Below are 23772 nucleotides of genomic sequence, written 5' to 3' on the forward strand. Positions count from 1 at the left end.
GCAAGGACCGACATAATGACCGCGTGGCCACTGCAACCGCGCTCCCAGCGTCTCGTGAACACGGTCATGCCGACCGTCCCAGCATGGTCAGTGTCGGCACGATCGTCTGGCTCTCGAGCGAACTGATGTTCTTCGCCGCCCTGTTCGCGGCGTACTTCACCATCCGGTCGGTGACGACCGCCGCCGCCGCTCCCGGAACGGACACGCTCTGGAAGCTGATGACCGAGCACCTGGACGTCCCGTTCGCCGCGGTGAACACGACGATCCTGGTGCTCTCGTCGTTCACCTGCCAGTTCGGCGTCTTCGCGGCCGAGCACGGCCGGGTCGGCCGCACCGGCTCGCTGCTGAACGTCCGCGCCTGGGGCATGCGTGAGTGGTTCATCCTCACCTACCTCATGGGCGCGGTGTTCGTGGCCGGTCAGGTGACGGAGTACACCGGTCTGGTGCAGGAGGGCCTGACGATCTCGTCCAACGCGTACGGATCGGTGTTCTACCTGGCGACCGGCTTCCACGCCCTGCACGTGACCGGCGGCCTCATCGCTTTCATGTTCGTCCTGGCCAGGACGTACATGGCTCGTAAGTTCACCCACGAACAGGCCGTCTCGGCGATCGTCGTGTCGTACTACTGGCACTTCGTCGACGTGGTCTGGATCGCCCTGTTCGCGACCATCTACCTGCTCAAATGAGTGAGAAGAGAAATCCCTTGTCACCGGCGCGCTTTCTCTCCGCGCGACGACGGCACCGGTCCGCCGGCCTCGTCGTGCTCCTGTTCGGCCTCCTCGCAGTCGGCTCGGCGTACGCCGCCTTCGCCCCTGACAACGCGGTGGCGGACAACTCGGCCCAGTCGCAGCAGATCGAGGAGGGCAAGAAGCTCTTCGCGGTCGGCTGCTCCAGCTGCCACGGCCTCAACGCCGAGGGCGGCACGAACGGCGGGGGCAAGTTCACCGCGCCGTCGCTGATCGGCGTCGGAGCGGCCGCGGTCGACTTCCAGGTCGGCACCGGCCGGATGCCCGCGCAGCAGCCGGGTGCGCAGATCCCGCGGAAGACGCCGGTCTACTCGCAGGCCGAGATCGAGGCCCTGGCGGCGTACGTCGCCTCGCTGGCCCCCGGCCCGGCGGTGCCGTCCGCGGACTCGTACGACGTGAGCAAGGCCACCGACGAGCAGGTCACCCGGGGCGGCGAACTGTTCCGCACCAACTGCACCGCGTGCCACAACTTCGCCGGAAGCGGTGGCGCGCTGCCGAACGGCAAGTACGCGCCGTCGCTGATGGGCGTCAGTGAGAAGCACATCTACGAGGCCATGCTGACCGGCCCGCAGCAGATGCCGGTCTTCTCCGACCAGGTCATGCAGCCGCAGGACAAGCAGGACATCATCGCCTACCTGAAGGCGCTGCAGAGCCAGAAGAACCCGGGCGGCTTCGGCCTCGGCCGGCTCGGCCCGGTCTCCGAGGGTCTGTGGGGCTGGGTGGTCGGAATCGGCCTGCTGGTCGCCGTAGCGGTCTGGATCGGCGCCAAGGGCGTCAAGGCCAAGGGAGCGAAGGCCGAATGAGCGACGAGAAGAACCTCCCGGCGAAGGCGGAGGAAGCGCACGGCTCCGCGCTCGAGGTGGCGGAGCCGATCCCGGACCCGGGGCTGGAGCCGCACGAACCGCGGATCACCGACATCGACCCGAAGGCCGCCGACCGCGTCGAGCGCCAGGTGTCCGCGATGTTCGGCATCGCGACGCTGCTGGTGCTGGGCGCCTGCGTGGCCTACTTCGCGATCCCGCGGCACTCGATCCTGGTGTTCGGCCCGCTGTCCGGCAACGCGAACAACATGGTCATCGGCCTGTGCATCGGGCTCGCGCTGTTCCTGATCGGAGCCGGCGCGATCCAGTGGGCCAAGAAGCTGATGGTCGACGAGGAGATCGCCGAGGACCGGCACGCGGCGCACTCGTCGCCGGAGCAGATCGCCGAGATCACCGAGGCGTTCCAGCAGGGCGCCGCGGAGTCCGGCTTCGGCCGCCGCAAGATGATCCGGAACTCGCTGATCGGCGCCCTCGGCGTCCTCGGGCTGCCGGCCATCGTGCTGCTCCGCGACCTCGGCCCGCTGCCGGGCCGGGCGCTGTACAACACGATCTGGGCGAAGGGCATCCGGGTCGTCAACGACATCACGAACCGCCCGATCAAGCCGTCCGACCTGGTCGTCGGCCAACTCGTGAACGGCGCGCCGGCCAACCTCGCCCCGATGCAGGAGGAGGACCCGGTCGGTTACCAGAACGCCCGGGCGAAGGCCGCGGTGATCATGGTCCGGATCAAGCCCAGCGAGATCCGCACCAAGCCCGGCCGGGAGAACTGGGGCATCGACGGGATCCTCTGCTACTCGAAGATCTGCACCCACGTCGGCTGCCCGATCTCGCTGTACGAGCAGACCACGCACCACGTGCTCTGCCCCTGCCACCAGTCGACCTTCGACCTGTCCGACGGGGCAAAGGTCGTCTTCGGCCCTGCGGCCAGGCCACTGCCTCAGCTACCGTTGGCACTGGACAGTGAGGGCTACCTGGTAGCGCAGAGCGGCTTCACCGAGCCGGTCGGCCCGAGCTTCTTCGAACGAGGGTGACAACAGTGTCAACAAACACAGAGTTCCCCGGACCGGTCAAATGGTTCGACGACCGCCTCGGCATCGCGAAGATCGGGAAGAAGAACCTACGGAAGATCTTCCCGGACCACTGGTCCTTCATGCTGGGTGAGATCGCGCTCTACAGCTTCATCATCCTGATCCTCACCGGCACGTTCCTGACCTTCTGGTTCAAGCCCTCGATGGCCGAGGTCACGTACAACGGCTCGTACAGCCTGCTCAAGGGTGTGCACATGTCGGAGGCGATGGCCTCCACGCTGAACCTCAGCTTCGACATCCGCGGCGGCCTGCTGATCCGGCAGATCCACCACTGGGCGGCCGTGCTGTTCATCGCCGCGATGATGGTGCACCTGCTCCGGATGTTCTTCACCGGCGCGTTCCGCAAGCCGCGTGAGCTGAACTGGCTGATCGGGTTCGGGATGCTGTTCCTCGGCATCATCGAGGGCTTCATCGGCTACGGCCTCCCCGACGACCTGCTGTCCGGTACCGGTCTGCGGATCACCAACGGCATGATCCAGGCGTCGCCGGTGATCGGCACGTACATGAACTTCTTCATCTTCGGCGGCGAGTTCCCCGGCGGCGACTTCGTCTCCCGGTTCTTCATCGCCCACGTGCTGCTGATCCCGGGCATCATCCTCGCCCTGGTCACGGTCCACCTGTTCCTGGTCGTGTACCACAAACACACGCAGTACGCCGGTCCCGGCCGGACGCAGAAGAACGTGGTCGGCTACCCGCTGTTCCCGGTGTACACGGCCAAGGCCGGCGGCTTCTTCTTCGTGGTCTTCGGCATCACCGCGCTGATGGGCGCGCTGATGCAGATCAACCCGGTCTGGCTGTACGGGCCGTACGACCCGGCCGCGGTGACCGCGGGTTCGCAGCCGGACTGGTACATGGGCTGGCTGGAAGGCTCGGTGCGTATCTTCCCCGGGTTCGAGTCGCACTTCTGGGGCATCACGCTGAGCTGGAACCTGATCATCCCGGCGCTGATCGTTCCGCCGGCGTTCGTCACGCTGGTCGCGCTCTATCCCTTCATCGAGGGGTGGATCACCGGGGACAAGCGTGAGCACCACCTGCTGGACCGGCCGCGGGACGTCCCGACCCGGACCGGTATCGGCGTCGCGTTCATCACGTTCTACGCGTTGCTGTGGGTCGGCGGCGGTAACGACGTACTCGCCACCCACTTCCACATCTCGCTGAACAGCGTGACCTGGTTCCTGCGGTTCGCCGTGATCCTCGGCCCGATCGTGGCCTTCTGGATCACCCGCCGCTGGGCGATCGCGCTGCAGCGGGCCGACGAGGAGCGGCTGCTGCACGGTCTGGAGACCGGCGTGATCGTGCGGGACGCGGAGGGCAAGTACACCGAGAAGCACCAGCCGATCTCGACGTTCGAGGCCTACTCGCTGACCGCGCGGGACCGCGTCGTACCGCACGAGATCGGTCCGGAGACCGACGACAACGGCGTCCGCGCCCCGCGCCGGGCCCTGAACAAGGCCCGCGCCGCCCTGTCGCGGTGGTACTTCGCCGACGCGGTACAGAAGCCGACCGCGGAGGAGATCGCCGAGGCGCACGAGCACGCTCACGACGCCGACGAGATCCACGAACTGACGGAGGACACGGAGACTTACCGCGAGGTCACCAGCGACCACTCCTGACGCTCATCGCAACAACCGAAACGGCCCCGGGCACTCGCCCGGGGCCGTTTCGTTTTGCGGTCAGCCGATCGCCTCGGCCATTGCTGTCAGCCAGTGGCTGATAGACGCCTGCTCGGTTGGGGTCAGTTGGGTTGTGTTGGCCGTCATCCGGTTGAGGAGAGGGCCGAAGAAGTGCCAGCCGAGTTCTACGGCGCTGTCGGAGACCTGTAGGTGGGTGCTGCGGCCGTCTGAGCGGCTTCTGAGACGTTCTATGTGGCCGGCGGACTCCAGGCGGTGGATGACCGCTGTTGTCGCCTGAGAGGTCATTCCCAGCTGTTGGGCGAGCCAGCTGGGTGTTGCGTCCACCCCGGCGCGTTCGGCGTCCAGGAGGCGGACCAGCGCCCGTACGTCGGTCCCGTGCAGTCCCGTCGTACGGGCGAACTCCCCGATCGCCAGCTCCAGCCTGAGCGCGACCTCCCGCAGCCGGTGCACCAACTCCAGCGCGGCGGCCCGCTCGGGGTCCGCCGGCATCACTCCTTCACGCATGCCCGCAATTTACCTCACTCAGTGAGCTATTCTCGGCAACATGAGCTTCCAGGACGCGTACGACGCACTCCTCGCCCGCTGGAACGTCCCCGCCGAGCAGCTCGAGCTGACCGACGAGTTCGGTACAACGCACGTCAACGCGTGCGGCCCCGCGGACGGCCCGCCCGTCGTCCTGCTGCCGGGCCACGGCGCGACCTCGCCGGTGTGGTTCACCGTGGCGCCGGAACTCGCGAAGGACCACCGGGTGTACGCCGTCGACCTGATCGTCGACGCCGGCCGCAGCGCCAACACCGGCCGGAAACCGCGCACACCCGACAACCTGCACAGCTGGCTGACGAACGTGCTCGACGGCCTCGGGATCGAGCGAGCCGCGCTGTGCGGCCACTCGTACGGCTCCTGGATCGCGCTCACGTACGCGATCGCCCAGCCGTACCGGGTCGACCGTCTCGCACTGATCGACCCGACCGACTGCTACCTCGGGCTGCGCGTCCCCTACGTCCTCCGAGCGTTACCGGCCCTCCTACGACCCTCACGGGCCCGCAGCGCCGCGTTCCTCCGCTGGGAGACCCAGGGGCTCCCGCTGGATCCTCAAGTCCTGGAACTGGCCGGCCTCGCCGCGGAACAGCCGTCGACGCCGTTCGTCCGCACCAAACGCCCCACCGACGACCAGCTGGGTACGGTCGCTCCCCTGGTCTTCGTCGCCACCCGCAGCAAGAGCCACGACGCCACCCGCCTGACCCAACGCATCACCACACTCAGCCCCGGCGCCATCGTCGTACCCCTCAAAACCGCAACCCACCACTCGCTCCCGTCCCTCCACGCGGACGAGGTCGTGCCCGAACTACAGAAGTACTTCAACTGAAAGCCCCCTTCCCGCCGGTGGGCAGGAAGGGGGCTTGGGGTTCGGAGGGTCAGGACAGCGCGGAGCCGGCCTTGTAGGCGGCCCAGGTGGTGTTCCAGTCGGTCCAGCCGTTGCCGGGCTCCATGGTGCGGCTGGTGCCGGTGACGGTGACCGGGTCGCCGGTCAGGGTCTGGTCGAAGAACCACTTGGCGTCCGCGAGGCTCATGCCGACGCAGCCGTGGCTGACGTTGGCGCTGCCCTGGCTGCCGGCCGACCACGGTGCGCCGTGGATGAACTCGCCGGAGCTGGTGACGCGCTGCGCCCACTTCACGTCCGGGATGTTGTAGTAGTTCGGGTCGCCGGGCTTGATGCCGACGGTCGCCGCGTCCATCCGCTTGGTGGTGAACTTCTCCATGATCACCTTGACGCCGCTGCGGGTGGTGAACCCGTCCTTGCCGGCGGTGATCGGGATGGTCCGGGCCAGCTTGCCGTTGATCGTGACGGTCATCACATGCTTCTTCACGTCGACGTGGCTGACCACCGAGTTGCCGATCGTGAACTTGATCGTCCGGCTGCTCGTGCCCCAGGTGTTGTTGCCGGCGTTCACGCCCTGGGTGTCGACGTTCACCGTCACCTTCGTGCCGGTCGGCCAGTAGTTCTTCGGCCGGTAGTTGACCTGCGAGCTGTTCACCCAGTGCCAGCTGCCGTCGAGCGGGACCGAGGTCTTGACCGAGAGCCGCTTCTCGACCGCGGCACGGTCCTTGACCGGGTTGTTCCAGTAGATCTGGATCGGGAACGCGACGCCGACCGTCGAGGTGTTCAGCGGCGAGATCGAGGCCTTCAGGCTCCTGGACGCCTTCAGCGTCTTGAAGGTCGAACTGATCGGCACGCTACCGCCGTCCGTACCCTCGGCCGAGCCGCTCACCGTGTACGACGTACCCGGCTTGAGCAGGTCGGTCGACGTCCACTGGGTCTTGTCGGTGTTGAAGCTGCCGGCGATCGTGTTGTCGTCGCCGTCCTTGACCGTGACGGCGGTGAGCTTGCCGCCCGTGCTGGTGACCGTCACCGGCTTGTCCGGCTGCACCGAGGTGGCACCCTTGGCTGGCACGACGGCGATACTGGCGGCCGCATTGGTCTCCGACGGCGTGCTCGACGCACCGGGCGTGCTCGAGGCGCCCGGAGTACTGCTCTGCGACGTCGAGGCGCCGGGCGTCGACTGCCCGCCGGTACCGCTGCCGTTGGCCTTCGTGTCGCTGCACGCCGTACCGGCCAGCAGCAGGACACAGATTCCCGCCACGGCAAGGCCGTGCTTCCTCACCGAACCGCTCACCATTCCCCAGTTCTCCCCTGTTTAGTCAACCGCGGTAAAGGGTAGCCTGCCGCGGCGACATTTCCCTGCATCGCGCGCAACCGTACCGGTACGGACCACAACCCTCCGTGCCCACAACACCCTTAAGACGCACGAAAACGCCGCCCGGTTCGTTCCCGGACGGCGTTTTTCGTACGACTCTCAACTAGTGAGCGTGGTCACCGCGGTAGTACTCGAAGATGAAACCGCTCAGCGTGACGATGCCGATGCCGACACCGGCGATGAACAGCCACCAGCCGAACACGATGCCGAGCACCACGACCGACAGCGTCAGCGCGCACCACAGCGGCCACCAGGAGTGCGGCGGGAAGAAGCCGAGCTCGCCGGCTCCGTCGACGACCTCCGCCTCCTTGCGGTCCTCCGGGCGGGCGTCCATCCGGCGGGCCGTGACGCTCAGGTAGAACGCCACGAGCAGCGACAGGAAGAACGTCATCACCAGCGCGGTGGTCCCGGTGGGGTCCTCCGACATCAGCCAGTAGATCGGCGTGACGATGACCAGGAACACACTCAGGATCCCGAAGACCCAGGCTTCGACCTTCACGCCTCGTCCTTCCCCTCGGTCTCGGGCTGCCCGGCCTCCGCGATCGGCTTCTGATCATCGGTGGCGAGCAGGTTGTCCGACCCGGTCGCGCTCACCGGGCGGTCGGCCACGGACAGCTCGGGGTGGTGCAGGTCGAACGCGGGCGACTCCGAACGGATCCGCGGCAGCTTCGCGAAGTTGTGCCGCGGCGGCGGCGAACTGGTCGCCCACTCCAGCGAACGGCCCCAGCCCCACGGGTCGTCGACACCGACCTTCGGCGACTTGCGCGACTTGTAGACGTTGTAGAAGAACGGCAGCATCGACGCGCCCAGGATGAAGGCACCGACGCTGGACACCTCGTTCAGCGTGGTGAAGCCCTCGTTAGGGCCGTAGTCGGCGTAGCGCCGCGGCATGCCCTCGACGCCGAGCCAGTGCTGCACCAGGAACGTCGTGTGGAAGCCGATGAACAGCAGCCAGAAGTGCAGCTTGCCGAGCTTCTCGTCGAGCATCCGCCCGGTGAACTTCGGCCACCAGTAGTAGAACCCGGCGAACATCGCGAACACCACGGTGCCGAAGACGACGTAGTGGAAGTGCGCGACCACGAAGTACGAGTCGGACAGCTGGTAGTCCAGCGCCGGCGAGGCCAGGATGACGCCGGTCAGGCCGCCGAACAGGAAGGTCGTCAGGAACCCGACCGACCAGAGCATCGGCGTGTCGAAGGAGATCGATCCGCCCCACATCGTGCCGATCCAGTTGAAGAACTTCACCCCGGTCGGTACGGCGATCAGGAACGTCATGAACGAGAAGAACGGCAGGTTCACCGCGCCGGTGACGAACATGTGGTGCGCCCACACGGCGATCGACAGCACGCCGATGCCGAGCGTCGCGCTCACCAGCCCGATGTAGCCGAAGACCGGCTTGCGGCTGAAGACCGGCAGGATCTCGGTGACGATGCCGAAGAACGGCAGCGCGATGATGTACACCTCGGGATGCCCGAAGAACCAGAACAGGTGTTGCCAGAGTATCGGCCCACCATTGGCAGCGTCGAAGACATGGGCCCCGAGTGTTCGGTCCGCCTCCAGCACCAGCAGCGCCGCCGCCAGGATCGGGAACGCGATCAGCACCAGCAGCGAGGTGACGAGGATGTTCCAGGTGAAGATCGGCATCCGGAACATCGTCATGCCCGGTGCCCGCATGGTGATGATCGTGGTGACGAAGTTGACCGCACCGAGGATCGTGCCCAGACCGGCCATCCACAGACCCATGATCCACAGGTCGCCGCCGACACCCGGCGAGCGGACCGCGTTGGACAGCGGCGCGTAGGCGAACCAGCCGAAGTCGGCCGCGCCGCCCGGGGTGAAGAAGCCGCTGATCGTGATCAGGCCGCCGAACAGGAACAGCCAGTAGCTGAACATGTTCAGCCGCGGGAACGCGACGTCCGGGGCACCGATCTGCAGCGGCATGATCTCGTTCGCGAAGCCGACGAACAGCGGGGTCGCGAACAGCAGCAGCATGATCGTGCCGTGCATCGTGAAGAGCTGGTTGTAGACCTCCTCGTTCACGATCTGCAGACCGGGCTTGGCCAGCTCGGCGCGGATCAGCAGCGCCATCACGCCGCCGATCAGGAAGAACGCGAACGACGTGACCAGGTACATGTGCCCGATCAGCTTGTGGTCGGTCGTGGTCAGGTACTTGACCAGCATCTGGCCCTTGCTGCGCCGCCGGGGCAGCGCGGTGGTGCTACCGATGGCGCCGGTGCGCTCGGCGAACTCGGTCACTTCTCGCCCTCCCCTGAACCGGGAATGGTGGTTGCGTCGGCGCCACCGGTGGCGGCTCCGGTCTGGCCCTTGGCGGCCAGGTCCTTCAGGTGCTGGTCGTACTCGGCCCGGGTGACCACCTTGACGCTGAAGACCATCCGGCTGTGGTAGAGCCCGCAGAGCTCGGCGCACTTGCCGGCGAAGGTGCCGGTCTTGGTCGGGGTCAGCTCGAACTTGTTGGTCCGGCCCGGGATCACGTCGAGCTTGAAGTAGAACGACGGCACCCAGAAGGAGTGGATGACGTCCGGCGAGGTCAGGTCGAAGTGGACCGACTCGTTCACCGGCAGCCACAGCGTCGCGGGCTTGTCGAGCGTGCCGGTCTCCCAGACGCCCTGCTGCCCGTCGACGGTGTCCTTGTAGTTGAAGGTCCACTGCCACTGCTGGCCCACCACGTTCACGGTGTGCTGCGGGTTGGCGTCCATCTTCGTCACCGTGTTGCCGTGCTCGACGGTGTAGAAGAAGAGCACGCCGATGATCGCGAACGGCGCCAGCGTGTACAGGACCTCGAGCGGCAGGTTGTACCGCACCTGCCGGGGCGCGTCCTCGTTGCGCTTGCGGTACCGCACGGACGAGTACAGGATCAGCGCCCAGACCAGCACGCCGGTGATCAGGGCGGCGGTCCACGCGCCGATCCACAGACTCCTGATCGCCTCGGTGCGGTCCGAGGCGCCCTCGGGCAGACCGAGTCGCTTCCACTGCTCAGTGGTCGCCGACGAACAACCGGTCAGCAGCGTGGTGCCGAGCACCACTGCCGCACCGACCAGCAGGCGTCGCTTCGCCGGACGTGTGGCGCCGGCAGAACCTGCCGGTCGCTCCTCCACTCCGGGCGTGCCGTTCGAACCCACGGGGCGCCTTTCCCTTCCCAAGTGAGACTGACGACCAAACACTACTGGACCCCTTCCCCGATCTTGCGGAGAGGTAGGGCTTAGCGTTTCCCGCGTGAGCGAACGTGCGTATCTGGACGCCGCGTCGGCCGAGCCGATGCACCCGGCGGCACGGGAAATGTTGCTGTCGGCAGTGGATTCCGGATGGGCCGATCCGGTCCGGCTGCACCACGAGGGACGGACCGCGAGACTGCTGCTGGACAACGCCCGCGCGGTGCTCGCGGACGCGGTCGGCGCGCGGCCGGACGAGCTGTATCTGACCACCTCCGGTACGGCGGCGATCCAGGACGGGCTGGCCGCGGTACGGGCGGCCAGGCGACGGGCCGGTACGTCGGTGGTGCACAGCGCCGTCGAGCATTCCGCCGTACTGCACACGGCCGGTGCGGACGCCGTCGAGGTCGGGGTGGACCGGCTGGGTCGGGTGGACCTGGACGCGTTCACGGCGGCGGTACGGCGGCCCGGTGTGGCCGTGGCCGCGCTGCAGTCGGCGAATCACGAGGTGGGGACACGTCAACCCGTCGAGGAGGCGGCCGCGGCGTGCGGCGACGTACCACTGTTTGTTGACGCGTCCGCTTCGATCGGGCGCGACGTCGTACCTGGCGGCTGGTCGATGCTGGCGGCAAGTGCGCACAAGTGGGGCGGGCCGGCCGGTGTGGGATTGCTGGCGGTACGGAAGGGCACGCGGATCGCGCCGGCGTGGCCGATGGACGAGCGGGAGGACGGCCTCTCCCCCGGCTTCCCGAACGTACCGAACGCGCTGGCCGCGGCCGCAGCGTTGCAGGCGAGGCTGGCCGAGGCCAAGGAGCTCAACGAGCAGCACAGGGCCTGGGTGGACGAAGTACGGCAGAGTGTGGCGGCGGACGTACCGGACGTGGAGGTAGTAGGTGACCCGGAGGACCGGCTACCGCACGTACTCACGTTCTCGTGTCTTTACGTGGACGGTGAGGCTCTGGTGACCGCCCTGGACGCGCAAGGCTTCGCTGTCTCCAGTGGATCCGCCTGTACGTCGAGCACGCTGCGGCCGTCGCACGTACTCGCGGCCATGGGCGTACTGACCCACGGCAACGTCCGGCTCTCTCTGGCGCGCGACACGACCCATGACGACGTACTGCGGTTCTGTGCGGTGCTGCCGGGGATCGTGCAGCGCATCCGTGCGGAGGTGGGGATGTGAACGTGGACATGGACTGCACCGGCCTGCTCTGCCCACTCCCTGTGATCAAGCTTGCCAAGACACTGCCAACCGTTGCCGTCGGCGACACCGTTACCGTGCTGGCTGACGACCCGGCGGCCGCCACGGACATCCCAGCCTGGTGCCGGATGCGCTCACAGGAGCTGGTGTCGGCCGCCGAAAACCAGTACGTCGTCCGACGGGTCAGCTGACACACTGCGCGGCGTGACCGACTTCGCGTCCAAGCCGACGCTGACCGGCGACCTGGTGGTCCTGCGCCCGATGGACGACGGCGACTACGACGCGCTGGCCGCGGCCATGGACGACCCGGACGTGATCCGCTTCACCGGCAGCCACGGCGAGATCACCGAGGAGCAGGCCCGCGAGTGGATGCGGACCCGCAAGGACCAGACCGACCGGCTGGACCTCACGATCGTCGACAAGGCGTCCGGCGTGGCCGTCGGCGAGGCCGTGCTGAACCAGTGGGACCCCGACAACCAGTCCTGCAGCTTCCGCATCCTGATCGGCCCGGCCGGCCAGAACCGCGGTCTTGGCAGTGAGGCGACCCGGCTGATCGTCGGCTACGGCATCGAGAAGCTGGGCCTGCACCGGATCAGCCTGGGCGTCTACGCCTTCAACCCGCGCGCCCAGCGCGCCTACGAGAAGGCCGGGTTCAAAAGAGAAGGCGTACTGCGGGACGCGCTGCTCTGGGACGGCGAGTGGGTGGACGAGATCGTGATGTCCGTCCTGGCCCCCGAATGGATACCGTCGGGGGTGTGATCAGAGCCGACCGCATCGCCGTACTGACCGGAGCTGGGATCTCGACGGCGTCCGGCATCCCCGACTTCCGCGGGCCCGAGGGTGTGTGGACGAAGAACCCCGCCGCCGAGGCGATGTTCGACATCGAAGAGTACGTCGACAACCGGGAAGTACGGGTGGCCACTTGGAAGCACAGGCTCGCCGTACCGGTCTGGGAGGTTAAGCCGAACCCAGGCCACCTGGCCCTGGTCGAGCTTGAACGCCAGGGCCGGTTGACCGGACTGATCACTCAGAACGTCGACGGCCTGCACCAGAAGGCCGGCTCGTCGCCAGAGCTGGTCCATGAGCTCCACGGGACGGTCTGGTACGTCGACTGCCTCCAGTGCGAGCGCCGGCTCCCCATGGCCGACGTACTCCCCCGGCTCGAGGCCGGCGAGGAAGACCCAGTCTGTGAGGTGTGCGGCGGCATCCTGAAGTCCGCGACGATCTCCTTCGGCCAGTCGCTCGACAGGTCGGTGCTGGACCGAGCTGTTGCCGCTACCGAGGCAGCAGACCTCTTCCTGGCGGTGGGCACGTCGTTGCAGGTCTACCCGGCCGCGGGCCTGTGTGACCTCGCGCTGAACTCCGGCAAGCCGCTGGTCATCCTCAACGCGCAGCCGACGCCGTACGACGAGCATGCGACCACCGTGCTGCATACGCCGATCGAGACGACGCTCCCGGACCTCGTGACCTTACCGTGATGTTCGAGGCCTCCTCACGGTAAAACCCGACCGCTACCGTCCCGGGCATCAGACGGCGGGGAGGGGTGCGTGATGCGCGGGTTCAGGCGTTGGGCGGCAGGTTTCACCGCGGCCGCGGTAGTGGTACTCGGACTGGGTACGCCGACACCGGCTCCAGCGGCCGAGCAGCGGGTGATCACAGTCGCCGGATCGTTGCAGAGCGAGCTGGGCTGTCCGGGCGACTGGGACCCGGGCTGCGACGCGACCAGTCTCGGTAGCAGTGCGCCGTACACGAAGGTCTTCGACGTACCGGCGGGGTCGTACGAGTTCAAGGTCACGGTCAACAAGAGCTGGGACGAGAACTACGGCGCGGGCGGTGTCCTCAACGGCCAGAACATCCCGCTGCGGATCGAGGGCCCGGCCAGGCTGCAGTTCAGCTACAACGACACCAGCCACGTCGTGACGGTCAAGCCGGTCGACCTGGCCGGCCCTACAGTGACGGCTGCCGACAAGGCGCTCGCAACGCCCAGCCTGCGGCAGGGGCTCACCAAGGAGCGCTTCTACTTCCTGATGGCGGACCGGTTCGCGAACGGCGACAAGTCGAACGACTCCGGCGGCCTCACCGGCGACCGGCTGCAGACCGGGCTGGACCCGACCGACAAGGGCTTCTACCACGGCGGCGACCTGGCCGGTGTGATCCAGAAGCTCGACTACATCAAGTCCTTGGGTACGACGGCCATCTGGCTGACCCCTTCGTTCAAGAACCGGCCCGTGCAGGGCGCGGGCGCCGACGTGAGCGCCGGGTACCACGGCTACTGGATCACCGACTTCACGCAGATCGACCCGCATCTCGGCACCAACGCGGACATGAAGCGGCTGATCGACCTCGCGCACCGCAAGGGCATGAAGGTCTTCTTCGACATCATCACCAACCACACCGCGGACGTCATCGACTACCAGTCCGGCAACCACGGGTACATCCCGAAGTCGGCGGTTCCGTACAAGGATGCTCAGGGCAACGTCTTCGACGACAAGCAGTACGCCGCCGGCGACACGTTCCCGACGCTCGACAAGAACACGTCGTTCCCGAACGTGCCGATCTTCCACAGCAAGGCCGACGAGACCGTGAAGGTGCCGGCCTGGCTGAACGACCCGACGCTGTACCACAACCGCGGCGACTCGACGTTCGCCGGTGAGAGCGCGGAGTACGGCGACTTCTCCGGGCTGGACGACCTGTTCACCGAGCAGCCGAAGGTCCGGGACGGGATGATCGACGTCTACAAGACCTGGGCCGAGTTCGGGATCGACGGGTTCCGGATCGACACCGTGAAGCACGTCAACATCGAGTTCTGGCAGAAGTTCTCGCCGGCGATCCTGGCCGCGGCGCGCGGGGCGGGAGCGAAGAACTTCTTCATGTTCGGCGAGGTGTACGACGCCAACCCGCAGTTCATGTCGACGTACACGACCAAGGGCGACCTGCAGGCGACCTTGGACTTCGGGTTCCAGCAGAACGCGGTGGCGTATGCGAAGGGCGACCCGAGTACGAAGCTGCAGGACTTCTACGCGGACGACGACTACTACACCGACACGGACTCCAACGCCTACGAGCTGCCCACGTTCCTCGGCAACCACGACATGGGGCGGGTAGGCACGTTCTTGAAGCAAAGTGGTGCTTCAGGGCAGGAACTGCTCGCACGGGACGAGCTGGCGCACTCCTTGATGTATCTGACCCGTGGACAGCCAGTCGTGTACTACGGAGACGAGCAGGGCTTCACCGGCGCCGGCGGCGACAAGGACGCGCGGCAGGACATGTTCGCCACCAAGACGGCGGACTACGCGGACGATGAGGTCGTTGACGGCACGGGTACGACGACGATCGGCAGCAAGGACCGGTACGACGTCAACGCGCCCATGTACAAGCACATCGCCGCGCTGGCGCAGCTACGGGCGAAGTACCCGGCGCTATCGGACGGGCGGCAGGTGAACCGGTACTCGTCCAACAGCAACGGGCTGTACGCGTTCAGTCGGCTGGGCAGCGACAACGTCGAGTACCTGGTGGTGTCGAACAACTCGAAGACCGCGGCGTCCGCGACCGTACCGACGTACGGCCCGAACACTTGGCTCAAGCCCGTCTACGGTGGCTCAAAGTCCGTCAAGACCGACCGCGAGGGCCGTGTTGTCGTCAGCCAGGCGCCCCTGTCCGTGACGGTGTACCAAGCGCAGAACAAGGTCCCGCCGCGTGCCAAGGCGCCTAACGTGTACATGAGCTCACCTGAGCTCGGCGCGACGGTCGGTGGGCGCGCTGAGATCGCGGCTGCGGTCCCCGAGAACACACCGGCCACCGTGACCTTCGGCTACCGCCCCGTGGGTACGACGGCGTGGAAGCGGCTCGGGTCTGACGACAACGCGCCGTACCGCGTCTTCCAGGACGTCAGCGGGCTGGCCAAGGGCACGCTGCTCGAGTACCGCGCCGTACTGCGGGACACCTCGGGCAACTACTCGGTCTCCGACTCGTACGGCGTGGTGGGCGACGCTGCTGCGCCGGGAGGTGGCGGCGGCTCGACCAGGCCCGTCGTACAGCCCAACAACGTGTCAGTGCCGGGTGACCACAACAGCGAGATGGGCTGTGCCGCGGACTGGTCACCGGACTGCGACCAGGCGCAGCTGAAGCTGGACCCGAAAGACAACGTGTGGAAGGGCACGTACACGATTCCGGCCGGTGAGCACGCGTACAAGGCGGCCGTCAACAAGAGCTGGGACGAGAACTACGGCGCCGGCGGTGTCGCTACCGGCGCCAACATCTCCTACACGGCGCCTAGCGGGCCTGTCACGTTCTATTACGAGCACGGGCGGCACTACGTCACGTCCAGCGCGGAGGGGCCGATCATCACGGTGCCTGGCTCGTTCCAGACTGCTCTGGGCTGCCCTACCGACTGGGATCCGTCCTGCATGCGACCCTGGTTGACCGACGAGGACGGTGACGGGACCTACACCTGGTCCACCAGCGAACTGAAGGCGGGCAACTATGAGGCGAAGGTCGCGCACAACCTGTCCTGGGACGAGAGCTACCCGGCGCAGAACGTGCCGGTCTCGGTACCGAGCGACGGGCTGGTCGTCACGTTCTCGTACGTGCTCGCGACCCATCAGCTCACGGTGACCACGTCCAAGCCCGGCGCACAGCCGGACCTCGGCCAGGCGAAGGCGTACTGGCTCAACCGCGACACCCTCGCCGTACCTGCCGTCGACCACCCGGAGCGGTACCGCTGGCGGCTGCACTGGTCGGACACCGGCTCGCTGAAGGTCGACGCGGACGACATCGGCGGCTCGTCGACGGCACTGCGCTACGACCCGACGGAGGTGAAGCCCGGGTACACGACACTGCGGCTGGACCATGCTGATGTCAGCAAGATCCTGACCGGGCAGCTCGGTCTGGCGCAGTACGACGACACAGGCCGACTGCTGGATGCCACCGGCGTACAGATCCCCGGTGTGCTCGACGATGTCTACAGCACTGCGGTCAACCGCTCGTACGGCGTCACATGGCAGGCCGGCAAACCGACCTTCACCGTCTGGGCGCCCACAGCCCAGAACGTCCGCCTACTTGTCACCGGAAGTGCTGTGCAGATGCACCGCAACTCAGATGGGTCCTGGGCCATCACTGGGCCCCGCTCTTGGAAGGACGATTCGTACCGTTTTGAGGTCACGGTCTATTCGCCCAGTACTGGGAAGGTAGAGCGGAACGTTGTCACGGATCCGTACTCGGTGGCCCTCACCACTGACTCGACCTACTCGGTGGCCGCTGACCTGAACGACCCGGCGGGCAAGCCGGCGCTGTGGTCAACCACCCCGTCACCAAAGCTCGCCCGGGGCGTCGATTCGACCATCTACGAGCTGCATGTGCGGGACTTCTCCATCAACGACAGCACCGTGCCGGTAGCGCACCGCGGTACGTACCTGGCCTTCGCCGACAACGGCAACGGCACGAAGCACCTGCGGTCGCTGGCCGCAGCAGGGCTCAACACCGTGCACCTACTACCCACCTTTGACATCGCTTCGATCCCAGAGACCGGCCAGCAGACACCGGCGTGCGACCTGAAGTCCATGCCGGCCGACTCCGACCAGCAGCAGGCCTGCGTGACCGCTGTAGCTGCCAAGGACGGCTTCAACTGGGGCTACGACCCGTTCCACTGGCTGGCGCCGGAGGGCTCGTACGCAACGCAGAAGGACGGGCTGCCACGGGTGGCCGAGTTCCGCACGATGGTCGGCGCGATCCACAAGTCCGGGCTGCGCGTCGTACTGGACCAGGTCTACAACCACACGCCCGCCGCAGGTCAGGCCCCGACGTCGGTACTCGACCGGATTGTGCCCGGGTACTACCAGCGGCTCGACGCGACCGGCAAGGTCGAGAACTCGACCTGCTGCAGCAACATCGCCACCGAGCACGCGATGGCCGAGAAGATCATGGTCGACGGCACCGTGAGCTGGGCGCGCAACTACCACGTGGATGGCTTCCGCTACGACCTCATGGGCCACCACACGAAGGCCAACATGCTCAAGATCCGGGCCGCGCTGGACAAGCTGACGCTCGCCAAGGACGGTGTCGACGGCAAGTCGATCTACCTGTACGGCGAGGGCTGGAACTTCGGCGAGGTCGCGAACGACGCGCTGTTCGTCCAGGCCCGGCAGGGCAACCTCGGCGGCACCGGGATCGGCACGTTCTCCGACCGGCTGCGGGACGCCGTCCGCGGCGGCGGGCCGTTCGACGACGACCCGCGGGTCCAGGGCTTCGGCTCCGGCGAGGCGAGCGACCCGAACGGCGCGGCCGTCAACGGTACGCCGGCCGACCGTGCGAAGCGGCTCGCGCACGACACGGACCTCGTACAACTCGGGCTCGCGGGCAACCTGCGGTCGTTCACGTTCAGGTCGGTGGCGTCCGGGGCCGAGGTCCGCGGTGACCAGGTCGACTACAACGGCTCACCGGCCGGGTACGCCGACCAGCCGGACGAGGTGGTGACGTACGTCGATGCCCACGACAACGAGACGTTGTGGGACACACTGACGTACAAGCTCCCGACAGATCTGCCGATGGCGGACCGGATCCGGATGAACACGTTGTCGCTGGCAACGACCGCGCTGGCGCAGACGCCGTCGTTCTGGCATGCCGGGGCCGACCTGCTGCGGAGCAAGTCGCTGGACCGGAACTCGTACGACTCCGGCGACTGGTTCAACACGCTGGACTGGACCGGCGCGGACAACGGTTTCGGGCACGGACTGCCACCGAAGGCCGACAACCAGGCCAAGTGGCCGTTCATGAAGCCGTTGCTCGCCAACCCGGCGCTGAAGCCGTCGGCGGGTGACGTGGCGACGGCTTCGGCGGCCGCCGGCGATCTGCTGAAGCTGCGGTTCTCCACACCGCTGTTCCGGCTGGGGTCGGCCGCGCTGATCAACCAGAAGCTGAGCTTCCCGGTCAGCGGTACGACGCCGGGAGTGATCACGATGCGGATCGACGACACGGTCGGCCCGGACGTGGACCCGGCACTGAAGGGGGTCGTGGTCGTGTTCAACTCCACCAACGCCGCCGTCACCCAGCAGATCCCGGGCCTGACCGGCGCCAACCTCACCCTCTCCCCCGTCCAGGCCTCCGGGTCCGACCAGGTGGTCAAGCAGACGACCTGGTCGGCCGGCAGCGGTACGGCGACCGTGCCGCCGCGGACTGTCGCCGTACTGGTCCAGCACTAGAGCTCCAGCACTAGAGCTCCAGCACTAGAGCGCAGCGAAGCGAGCCGCGGCGACGAAGGCCGCCAGCGCCAGGAGGACGGTGTTGGCGGCCGTGGACCGCGGCTCACGCAGGGACGAGTGGGAGGTCGCGGCGCCGACCATCACCACGCACAGGCCGACCGCGGCGAGTGGGGTGAGGACGCGGGCTCTGTCGCTCAACCACGGCGCGAACAGGCCGGCGACCGCGAGCAGTTCGCAGACGGCGACCGTACGCACGAGCGGCATCGGGAACGGTGCGATCCCGGTCTGACCGGTGGCGATCAGGCGTGCCCGGGACATGGTGGCCTTCAGTACGCCGGAGATCGTGAAGACCACGCCCAGCGCGCCGGTGAAGATCCAGACGATTGTGTTCATGCGGATTGCAGACGATCCGGCCATCCGGTCTGTGACACTGCGACACTGTCACAGAGAGGATGACTCGATCGTCTGAGATGGATGTGATGGAGGAACTCAGACCGCTGTTGCTGTCGATCGCGTACCGGATGCTCGGAACGTTCGGTGACGCGGAGGACGTCGTCCAGGAGGCGTACCTGCGGCTGCACCGCGAGCCCGAGGTGACCTCGCCCAAGTCGTTCCTCACCACGGTCACGACCCGGCTGGCGATCGACCAGCTGCGCTCGGCGCGGCGGCAGCGGGAGCAGTACTTCGGCCCGTGGCTCCCGGAGCCGGCTGTGGACGAGTACGTCGACCTCGCGGACCGGGCCGCCCTCTCGGACTCGCTGTCGACGGCGTTTCTCGTCGTACTCGAGCGGCTCTCCCCCGACCAGCGCGCGGTGTTCCTGCTCGGCGACGTGTTCGGCTACTCGTACGACGAGCTGGCCGGGATCCTCGGCAAGACCCCCGCGAACTGCCGCCAGCTCGCGGTCCGCGCGCGTCGCAGGATTGCCGACGATCGACCGCGCTTCGATCCGTCACCGCGGGAACGTGACGAGCTGCTCCGCCGGTTCGTCGCCGCGGCCGAGGACGGCGACCTCGAGGCGCTGGTCGCGGTCCTCACCCCTGACGCCACCTTCATCGGCGACGGCGGATTCCCCCGGCCCGTCCAGGGCGCGCTCAACATCGCCCGCCTGGTGATCGGCTCGTTCCGCAAGTTCACCGGTGTGGACTCGGCACGACTCAAGGGTCTCGGACCGCTGACTGTCGAGGTGGTGCACGTCGGTGGCCAGCCGGCGCTCCGGATGCTCGACCGAACGGACCGGACGGTCGCGATCTGGTCGTTCACGATTGCCGACAGTCAGGTGTCGACGATCCACGGAGTCGTCAACCCGGACAAGCTCACCCATCTCCAGCCCTGACGGCGCGCTCACGACCGCCCGTCTGTCGGCGCGGGGAGATAGCGTGCTGGGGGTGAGCAGACTTCCCCGGAGTACGCCAGAAGCCCAGGGTCTGTCCGCGGCCGCGCTCGACAGTTTCGTCGGAGCGCTCGACGCCGGGCAGCCGGAGATCCAGACAGTGATGCTGGTGCGGCACGGCCACGTGGTCCTGGAGGACGCGTGGGCGCCGTACCGGCTCGACGACCGGCACCTGCTGTTCTCGGTGTCGAAGAGCTTCACGTCGACAGCGGTCGGCCTCGCGGTCGACGCAGGACTGTTGACGATCGACGATCCGGTCATCTCGTTCTTCGGCGCGGACGAGCTGCCGGAGACGATCAGCGAGAACCTGGCCGCCATGAAGGTCCGGCACCTGCTGACGATGACCACCGGCCATTCCAAGGACACCGTCGAGGCGCTCAGCCGGGACCGCCGGATGGTGAAGATCTTCCTCGGCCTCGACGTCGAGCACGAGCCCGGCAGTGTGTTCGTCTACAACAGCGGCGCGACGTACATGCTGTCGGCGATCGTGCAGCGCCTTACCGGCGGCAACCTGCTGGAGTACCTGCGCCCGCGGCTGTTCGAGCCGCTGGGCGCCACCGAGGCGACCTGGCAGGTGTCGAAGGAGGGCATCACCGTCGGCGGCTGGGGGCTCAGCCTGAACACCGAGTCGCTCGCCTGCTTCGGACAGCTCATGCTGCAGCACGGCGAGTGGGAAGGCCGCCAGCTCGTCCCGGCGGAATGGTACGAGGCCGCAACGTCCAAGCAGGTCCCCAACGACAGCGAGGCGAATCCGGACTGGAAGCAGGGGTACGGACTTCAGTACTGGCGTGGCCGGCACGGCACGTATCGCGCGGACGGGGCGTTCGGGCAGTTCATCCTGGTGTTCCCGGCGTACGACGCGGTGCTGATCACCACGAGCGCGACCGGCGACATGCAGGCGATCCTGGACACCGCGTGGGACTACCTGCTGCCGGCGCTCGAGGGCAAGGAGGTGCCGGTAACGCCGCGCCCGGAGCAGCTCGAGCTACCGCCGCCGACCGGCGCCACTCCCCCACCGGGCGACGGCCGGACGTACCGCTTCGCCGGCCGCAACCCGGCCGGGCTCACCGCCGTACGGCTCGATGCCGACGGCACCGGGACGTTCACGTTCGAGGACCCGCAGGGCGGGACCCACGAGCTCGTCAGCGCCGCCGGCCCGTGGCAGGAGCGGCAGGCGCCGGGTACGGTCGCCGACGCCGGCCCCGAGACCGGCGAGCGGATCCTGACCAGCGCGTACGGCGACGGCGACGCGTTCGTCGCGACGTTCCGCTGGGTCGAGACACCGTTCCTCGCGACCCTCGGCTGCCGGGTCGCGGACGGGGTGATGACGGTCGACGGGAAGCTCAACGTGTCGTTCGGGCCGACCGAGTTCACCGTGGTTTCGGAGCAGATGTCACAAGGCTGAGGCGGCGCGTGTCCTCCGGGTCGTAATCATCGACGACGGAGGACGAGATGAAGGTCTTGGTGGCAGGAGCGACCGGCGGACTGGGCCGGTCGCTGGTACCGCAGCTGGTCGCGGCCGGGCACGAGGTGACCGGGATGATCCGGTCCGAGTCCGGCGCGGCCGGCGTCCGGGCGTTCGGCGCGGACGTCGTACTCGCCGACGGTCTCGACGCGGACGCCGTCCGGGCCGCCGTACTGTCGGTCCGCCCCGGTGGTCGTCCATCAGATGACCGCGCTCAAGGGCGGGATCGACTTCAAGCACTTCGACGACAGCTTCGCGCTCACGAACAAGCTGCGGACGACAGGTGTCGACAATCTGATCGCCGCCGCCCAAGCTGCCGGCGTACGACGGTTCGTCGTCCAGTCGTACGCCGGCTGGAACCTGCAGCACGGCGGCTCCGCCACCAAGACCGAGGCCGACCCGCTCGACCCGGCCCCGGCGCCCGCGCAACGGCAGACGATGGCCGGCATCAAGCACCTCGAGTCCGCCGTACTGAACGCCGACGGCATCGAGGGCGTCGCGCTCCGGTACGCGAACTTCTACGGCCCGACCGCCGACCTCGGCAAGGGTGGCTCGATGGTGGAACTGATCCAGAAGCGCCGGCTGCCGATCATCGGCGACGGCACCGGCGTCTGGTCGTTCATCCACTACGACGACGCGGCCGCCGCGACCGTGAAGGCGGTCGAGAGCGACGTCACCGGCGTGTACCAGGTCGCCGACGACGACCCGGCGCAGGCGGCGGTCTGGCTGCCGGAGTTCGCGAAGATCCTCGGCGCGAAGGCACCGCGGCACATCCCGTCCTGGATCGGGCGGCTCGCCGTCGGCGACGTCGGCGTGGCCGCCTTCACCGAGATCCGCGGAGCGTCGAACGCGCTCGCCAAATCGACGTTCGACTGGCAGCCCGGGTACGCCTCGTGGCGCGAGGGCTTCCGCAACGGCCTCTGAGCGGCCCTCTAAGGTGGGTGGGCATGAGCCTGACGCCCGCTGAACAGAAGGTGCTGGACCGCATCGACGAGGAACTGCTGGTCCGGATCACCCAGGCCCTGCTCCGCGCCCCCGGGCAGAACCCGCCCGGCGAGGAGGCCGCCACGGTGGCCGTCCTCACCGCGGCGGCACGCGACCTCGAGCTGGATGTGACAACCGCCACCGTCGAGCCGGACCGGGAGAACGTGACCGTATCGCTTGCCGGCGGCAACGGTCCCGGCCTGCTGCTGCTCGGCCACACGGACGTCGTACCGCTGGGTGACGGCTGGACGGTCGACCCGCACGGCGGCCTCGTCCGCGACGGGCGGATCTACGGTCGCGGCGCCTCCGACATGAAGGGCGGCCTAGCCGCTGGACTGGCCGCGCTCGCGGCGCTCTGCGGTACCACCCTCAGCGGCCCGGTAGACCTCGCCGCGGTCGTCGACGAAGAGGAAACCGGCAAAGGCATCCGCGCCTACCTGGCCGCCATCCAGGACGCGGCTGTGGATAACTCGGACCCAACCACCGCCCCGGCCTCGACCACGGCTCGGTACGTCGGGTGCATCACGGCCGAACCCACCGACCTGCAGACGATCATCGCGGCGCGAGGCGACTCGTACCTGCAGGTCGCCGTCCACGGTCGCGCATCCCACGCGGGCAACCCGGACGGCGGCGCGAACGCGATCTACGGCGCAGCCGCCGTCGTCGCCGAGATCGAACGCCTGCACGCCGAACTCGCCCAAACACCCCATCCCCTGCTCGGCCCGGCGACCTGGAGCGTCGGCCAGATCAACGGCGGTACCGGCGGCTCGATCGTCCCCGCCGAATGCGTCGTCGTCGCCGACCGCCGCCTCCTCCCGGGCGAGTCCCCCGCCGACGTACTCGCCGACCTGCGAGCCCGCGTCGCCGCCCTCCACCTGGAGGACCGCGGCCTGACCGTCGACCTCTCGATGCCGATGGAGATGCCCGCCTTCGAAACCCCCGAGGACCACGACCTGGTCCGCATCACCGAGGCCGCCCGCTTCGACGCCGGCGGCCCACCACTCCCCCTCGCCGGCTGGACCGCCGCCTGCGACGGCGGCTACATCGCCCGCGACCTCGCCGTACCGGTAGTCGTCCTCGGCCCCGGCTCGGTCACCACCCAAGCCCACCGCGCCGACGAGTCGGTAGCCATCGCAGAACTCGTCACCGCAGCCCGCGCCTACACCCTGATCGCCCTCCGCCTCCTCAACCCGTCGTGACCTGCTGCGACGTGGTTTGGATGTCCTCGTTACCCGACACGCAGCACCTGCCACCTTTCCGCTGGCCACTTTGAGGCATAGGCCGTATGGCGGGCGTCGTCTAACGCCTGTCCTCGAGAGAGGC

The 23772-nt window shown here is 67.7% G+C and carries 20 protein-coding genes and 1 pseudogene; 15 read left to right on the forward strand and 6 right to left on the reverse strand.

All coding sequences use genetic code 11. The features are described 5' to 3' along the window. Window positions 1–83: 83 nt before the first annotated feature. From ACQHIV_RS14970 to ACQHIV_RS14985, 4 genes are read left to right on the forward strand one after another with little or no spacing between them, the layout of a single operon-like run. Window positions 84–686, forward strand: coding sequence for a cytochrome c oxidase subunit 3 (locus tag ACQHIV_RS14970; protein ID WP_427894712.1), 603 nt, complete (start codon window positions 84–86; stop codon window positions 684–686). Beyond that, window positions 683–1549 (forward strand): cytochrome bc1 complex diheme cytochrome c subunit, encoded by an 867-nt coding sequence (locus tag ACQHIV_RS14975; protein WP_380198356.1) that lies wholly within the window; start codon window positions 683–685, stop codon window positions 1547–1549. Before ACQHIV_RS14970 ends, ACQHIV_RS14975 begins: the two co-directional genes overlap by 4 nt. After that, window positions 1546–2598, forward strand: coding sequence for a Rieske 2Fe-2S domain-containing protein (locus ACQHIV_RS14980; protein ID WP_427894714.1), 1053 nt, complete (start codon window positions 1546–1548; stop codon window positions 2596–2598). Before ACQHIV_RS14975 ends, ACQHIV_RS14980 begins: the two co-directional genes overlap by 4 nt. Further along, window positions 2595–4268 (forward strand): cytochrome b, encoded by a 1674-nt coding sequence (locus ACQHIV_RS14985; protein WP_427894716.1) that lies wholly within the window; start codon window positions 2595–2597, stop codon window positions 4266–4268. Before ACQHIV_RS14980 ends, ACQHIV_RS14985 begins: the two co-directional genes overlap by 4 nt. Window positions 4269–4328: 60 nt before the next feature. On the opposite strand, the gene ACQHIV_RS14990 is transcribed toward ACQHIV_RS14985, so the two are convergent. After that, on the reverse strand, window positions 4329–4793 hold the full coding sequence (locus tag ACQHIV_RS14990; RefSeq protein ID WP_427894718.1) for a MarR family winged helix-turn-helix transcriptional regulator: 465 nt from the start codon (window positions 4791–4793) through the stop codon (window positions 4329–4331). 40 nt (window positions 4794–4833) lie between these two features. On the opposite strand from ACQHIV_RS14990, the gene ACQHIV_RS14995 reads away from it, so the two are divergent. After that, window positions 4834–5655, forward strand: a complete 822-nt coding sequence (locus ACQHIV_RS14995) for an alpha/beta fold hydrolase (protein ID WP_427894720.1) — start codon at window positions 4834–4836, stop codon at window positions 5653–5655. A gap of 49 nt (window positions 5656–5704) precedes the next feature. Here the strand turns inward: ACQHIV_RS14995 and ACQHIV_RS15000 are convergent, their stop codons facing one another. The 4 genes from ACQHIV_RS15000 to coxB all read right to left on the reverse strand — a co-directional run bounded on the left by ACQHIV_RS15000 (window position 5705) and on the right by coxB (window position 10185). Further along, window positions 5705–6952 carry a L,D-transpeptidase gene (locus tag ACQHIV_RS15000; protein WP_427894722.1) on the reverse strand — a complete coding sequence of 416 codons (1248 nt, stop codon included), beginning with the start codon at window positions 6950–6952 and terminating at the stop codon, window positions 5705–5707. Window positions 6953–7148: 196 nt separating this feature from the next. Continuing rightward, window positions 7149–7544, reverse strand: coding sequence for a cytochrome c oxidase subunit 4 (locus ACQHIV_RS15005; RefSeq protein ID WP_427894724.1), 396 nt, complete (start codon window positions 7542–7544; stop codon window positions 7149–7151). Then, on the reverse strand, window positions 7541–9226 hold the full coding sequence (ctaD, locus tag ACQHIV_RS15010) for a cytochrome c oxidase subunit I (RefSeq protein ID WP_427896494.1): 1686 nt from the start codon (window positions 9224–9226) through the stop codon (window positions 7541–7543). Before ctaD ends, ACQHIV_RS15005 begins: the two co-directional genes overlap by 4 nt. A gap of 71 nt (window positions 9227–9297) precedes the next feature. Beyond that, complete coding sequence (gene coxB / locus ACQHIV_RS15015) at window positions 9298–10185, reverse strand: cytochrome c oxidase subunit II (RefSeq protein ID WP_427894726.1); 888 nt, start codon at window positions 10183–10185, stop codon at window positions 9298–9300. 94 nt (window positions 10186–10279) lie between these two features. On the opposite strand from coxB, the gene ACQHIV_RS15020 reads away from it, so the two are divergent. The 5 genes from ACQHIV_RS15020 to pulA all read left to right on the forward strand — a co-directional run bounded on the left by ACQHIV_RS15020 (window position 10280) and on the right by pulA (window position 18609). Next, window positions 10280–11395 (forward strand): cysteine desulfurase family protein, encoded by a 1116-nt coding sequence (locus ACQHIV_RS15020; RefSeq protein ID WP_427894727.1) that lies wholly within the window; start codon window positions 10280–10282, stop codon window positions 11393–11395. Further along, the gene (locus ACQHIV_RS15025; RefSeq protein ID WP_427894729.1) at window positions 11392–11604 is read left to right on the forward strand and encodes a sulfurtransferase TusA family protein; all 213 of its coding nucleotides are present in this window, start codon (window positions 11392–11394) and stop codon (window positions 11602–11604) included. Before ACQHIV_RS15020 ends, ACQHIV_RS15025 begins: the two co-directional genes overlap by 4 nt. A gap of 13 nt (window positions 11605–11617) precedes the next feature. Further along, the gene (locus ACQHIV_RS15030; RefSeq protein ID WP_427894730.1) at window positions 11618–12172 is read left to right on the forward strand and encodes a GNAT family N-acetyltransferase; all 555 of its coding nucleotides are present in this window, start codon (window positions 11618–11620) and stop codon (window positions 12170–12172) included. After that, a complete protein-coding gene (locus tag ACQHIV_RS15035; protein ID WP_427894732.1) occupies window positions 12169–12891 on the forward strand; it encodes an SIR2 family NAD-dependent protein deacylase in 723 nt (240 codons plus the stop codon). The genes ACQHIV_RS15030 and ACQHIV_RS15035 overlap by 4 nt, the downstream gene beginning before the upstream one ends. 72 nt (window positions 12892–12963) lie before the next feature. Further along, window positions 12964–18609, forward strand: a complete 5646-nt coding sequence (gene pulA, locus ACQHIV_RS15040) for a pullulanase-type alpha-1,6-glucosidase (RefSeq protein WP_427894734.1) — start codon at window positions 12964–12966, stop codon at window positions 18607–18609. A 24-nt stretch (window positions 18610–18633) separates the two neighbouring features. Here pulA and ACQHIV_RS15045 read toward each other — a convergent pair whose 3' ends face one another. Next, window positions 18634–19002, reverse strand: a complete 369-nt coding sequence (locus tag ACQHIV_RS15045; protein ID WP_380198383.1) for a DoxX family protein — start codon at window positions 19000–19002, stop codon at window positions 18634–18636. A 77-nt stretch (window positions 19003–19079) separates the two neighbouring features. On the opposite strand from ACQHIV_RS15045, the gene sigJ reads away from it, so the two are divergent. The 5 genes and pseudogenes from sigJ to ACQHIV_RS15070 all read left to right on the forward strand — a co-directional run bounded on the left by sigJ (window position 19080) and on the right by ACQHIV_RS15070 (window position 23648). After that, complete coding sequence (sigJ, locus tag ACQHIV_RS15050; RefSeq protein WP_427896496.1) at window positions 19080–19943, forward strand: RNA polymerase sigma factor SigJ; 864 nt, start codon at window positions 19080–19082, stop codon at window positions 19941–19943. 52 nt (window positions 19944–19995) lie between these two features. After that, window positions 19996–21405, forward strand: coding sequence for a serine hydrolase domain-containing protein (locus tag ACQHIV_RS15055; RefSeq protein ID WP_427894737.1), 1410 nt, complete (start codon window positions 19996–19998; stop codon window positions 21403–21405). Window positions 21406–21452: 47 nt separating this feature from the next. Further along, a pseudogene (locus tag ACQHIV_RS15060) lies at window positions 21453–21593 on the forward strand (NAD(P)H-binding protein); the annotation flags it as partial. A 76-nt stretch (window positions 21594–21669) separates the two neighbouring features. Continuing rightward, entirely contained in the window at window positions 21670–22389 is a 720-nt protein-coding gene (locus tag ACQHIV_RS15065) for an NAD-dependent epimerase/dehydratase family protein (protein ID WP_427894738.1), read from the forward strand. A gap of 23 nt (window positions 22390–22412) precedes the next feature. Beyond that, on the forward strand, window positions 22413–23648 hold the full coding sequence (locus ACQHIV_RS15070) for a M20 family metallopeptidase (RefSeq protein ID WP_427896498.1): 1236 nt from the start codon (window positions 22413–22415) through the stop codon (window positions 23646–23648). Window positions 23649–23772: the final 124 nt, after the last annotated feature.

The organism is Kribbella polygonati, assembly GCF_050320105.1.
In the GTDB taxonomy this organism is placed as follows: domain Bacteria; phylum Actinomycetota; class Actinomycetes; order Propionibacteriales; family Kribbellaceae; genus Kribbella.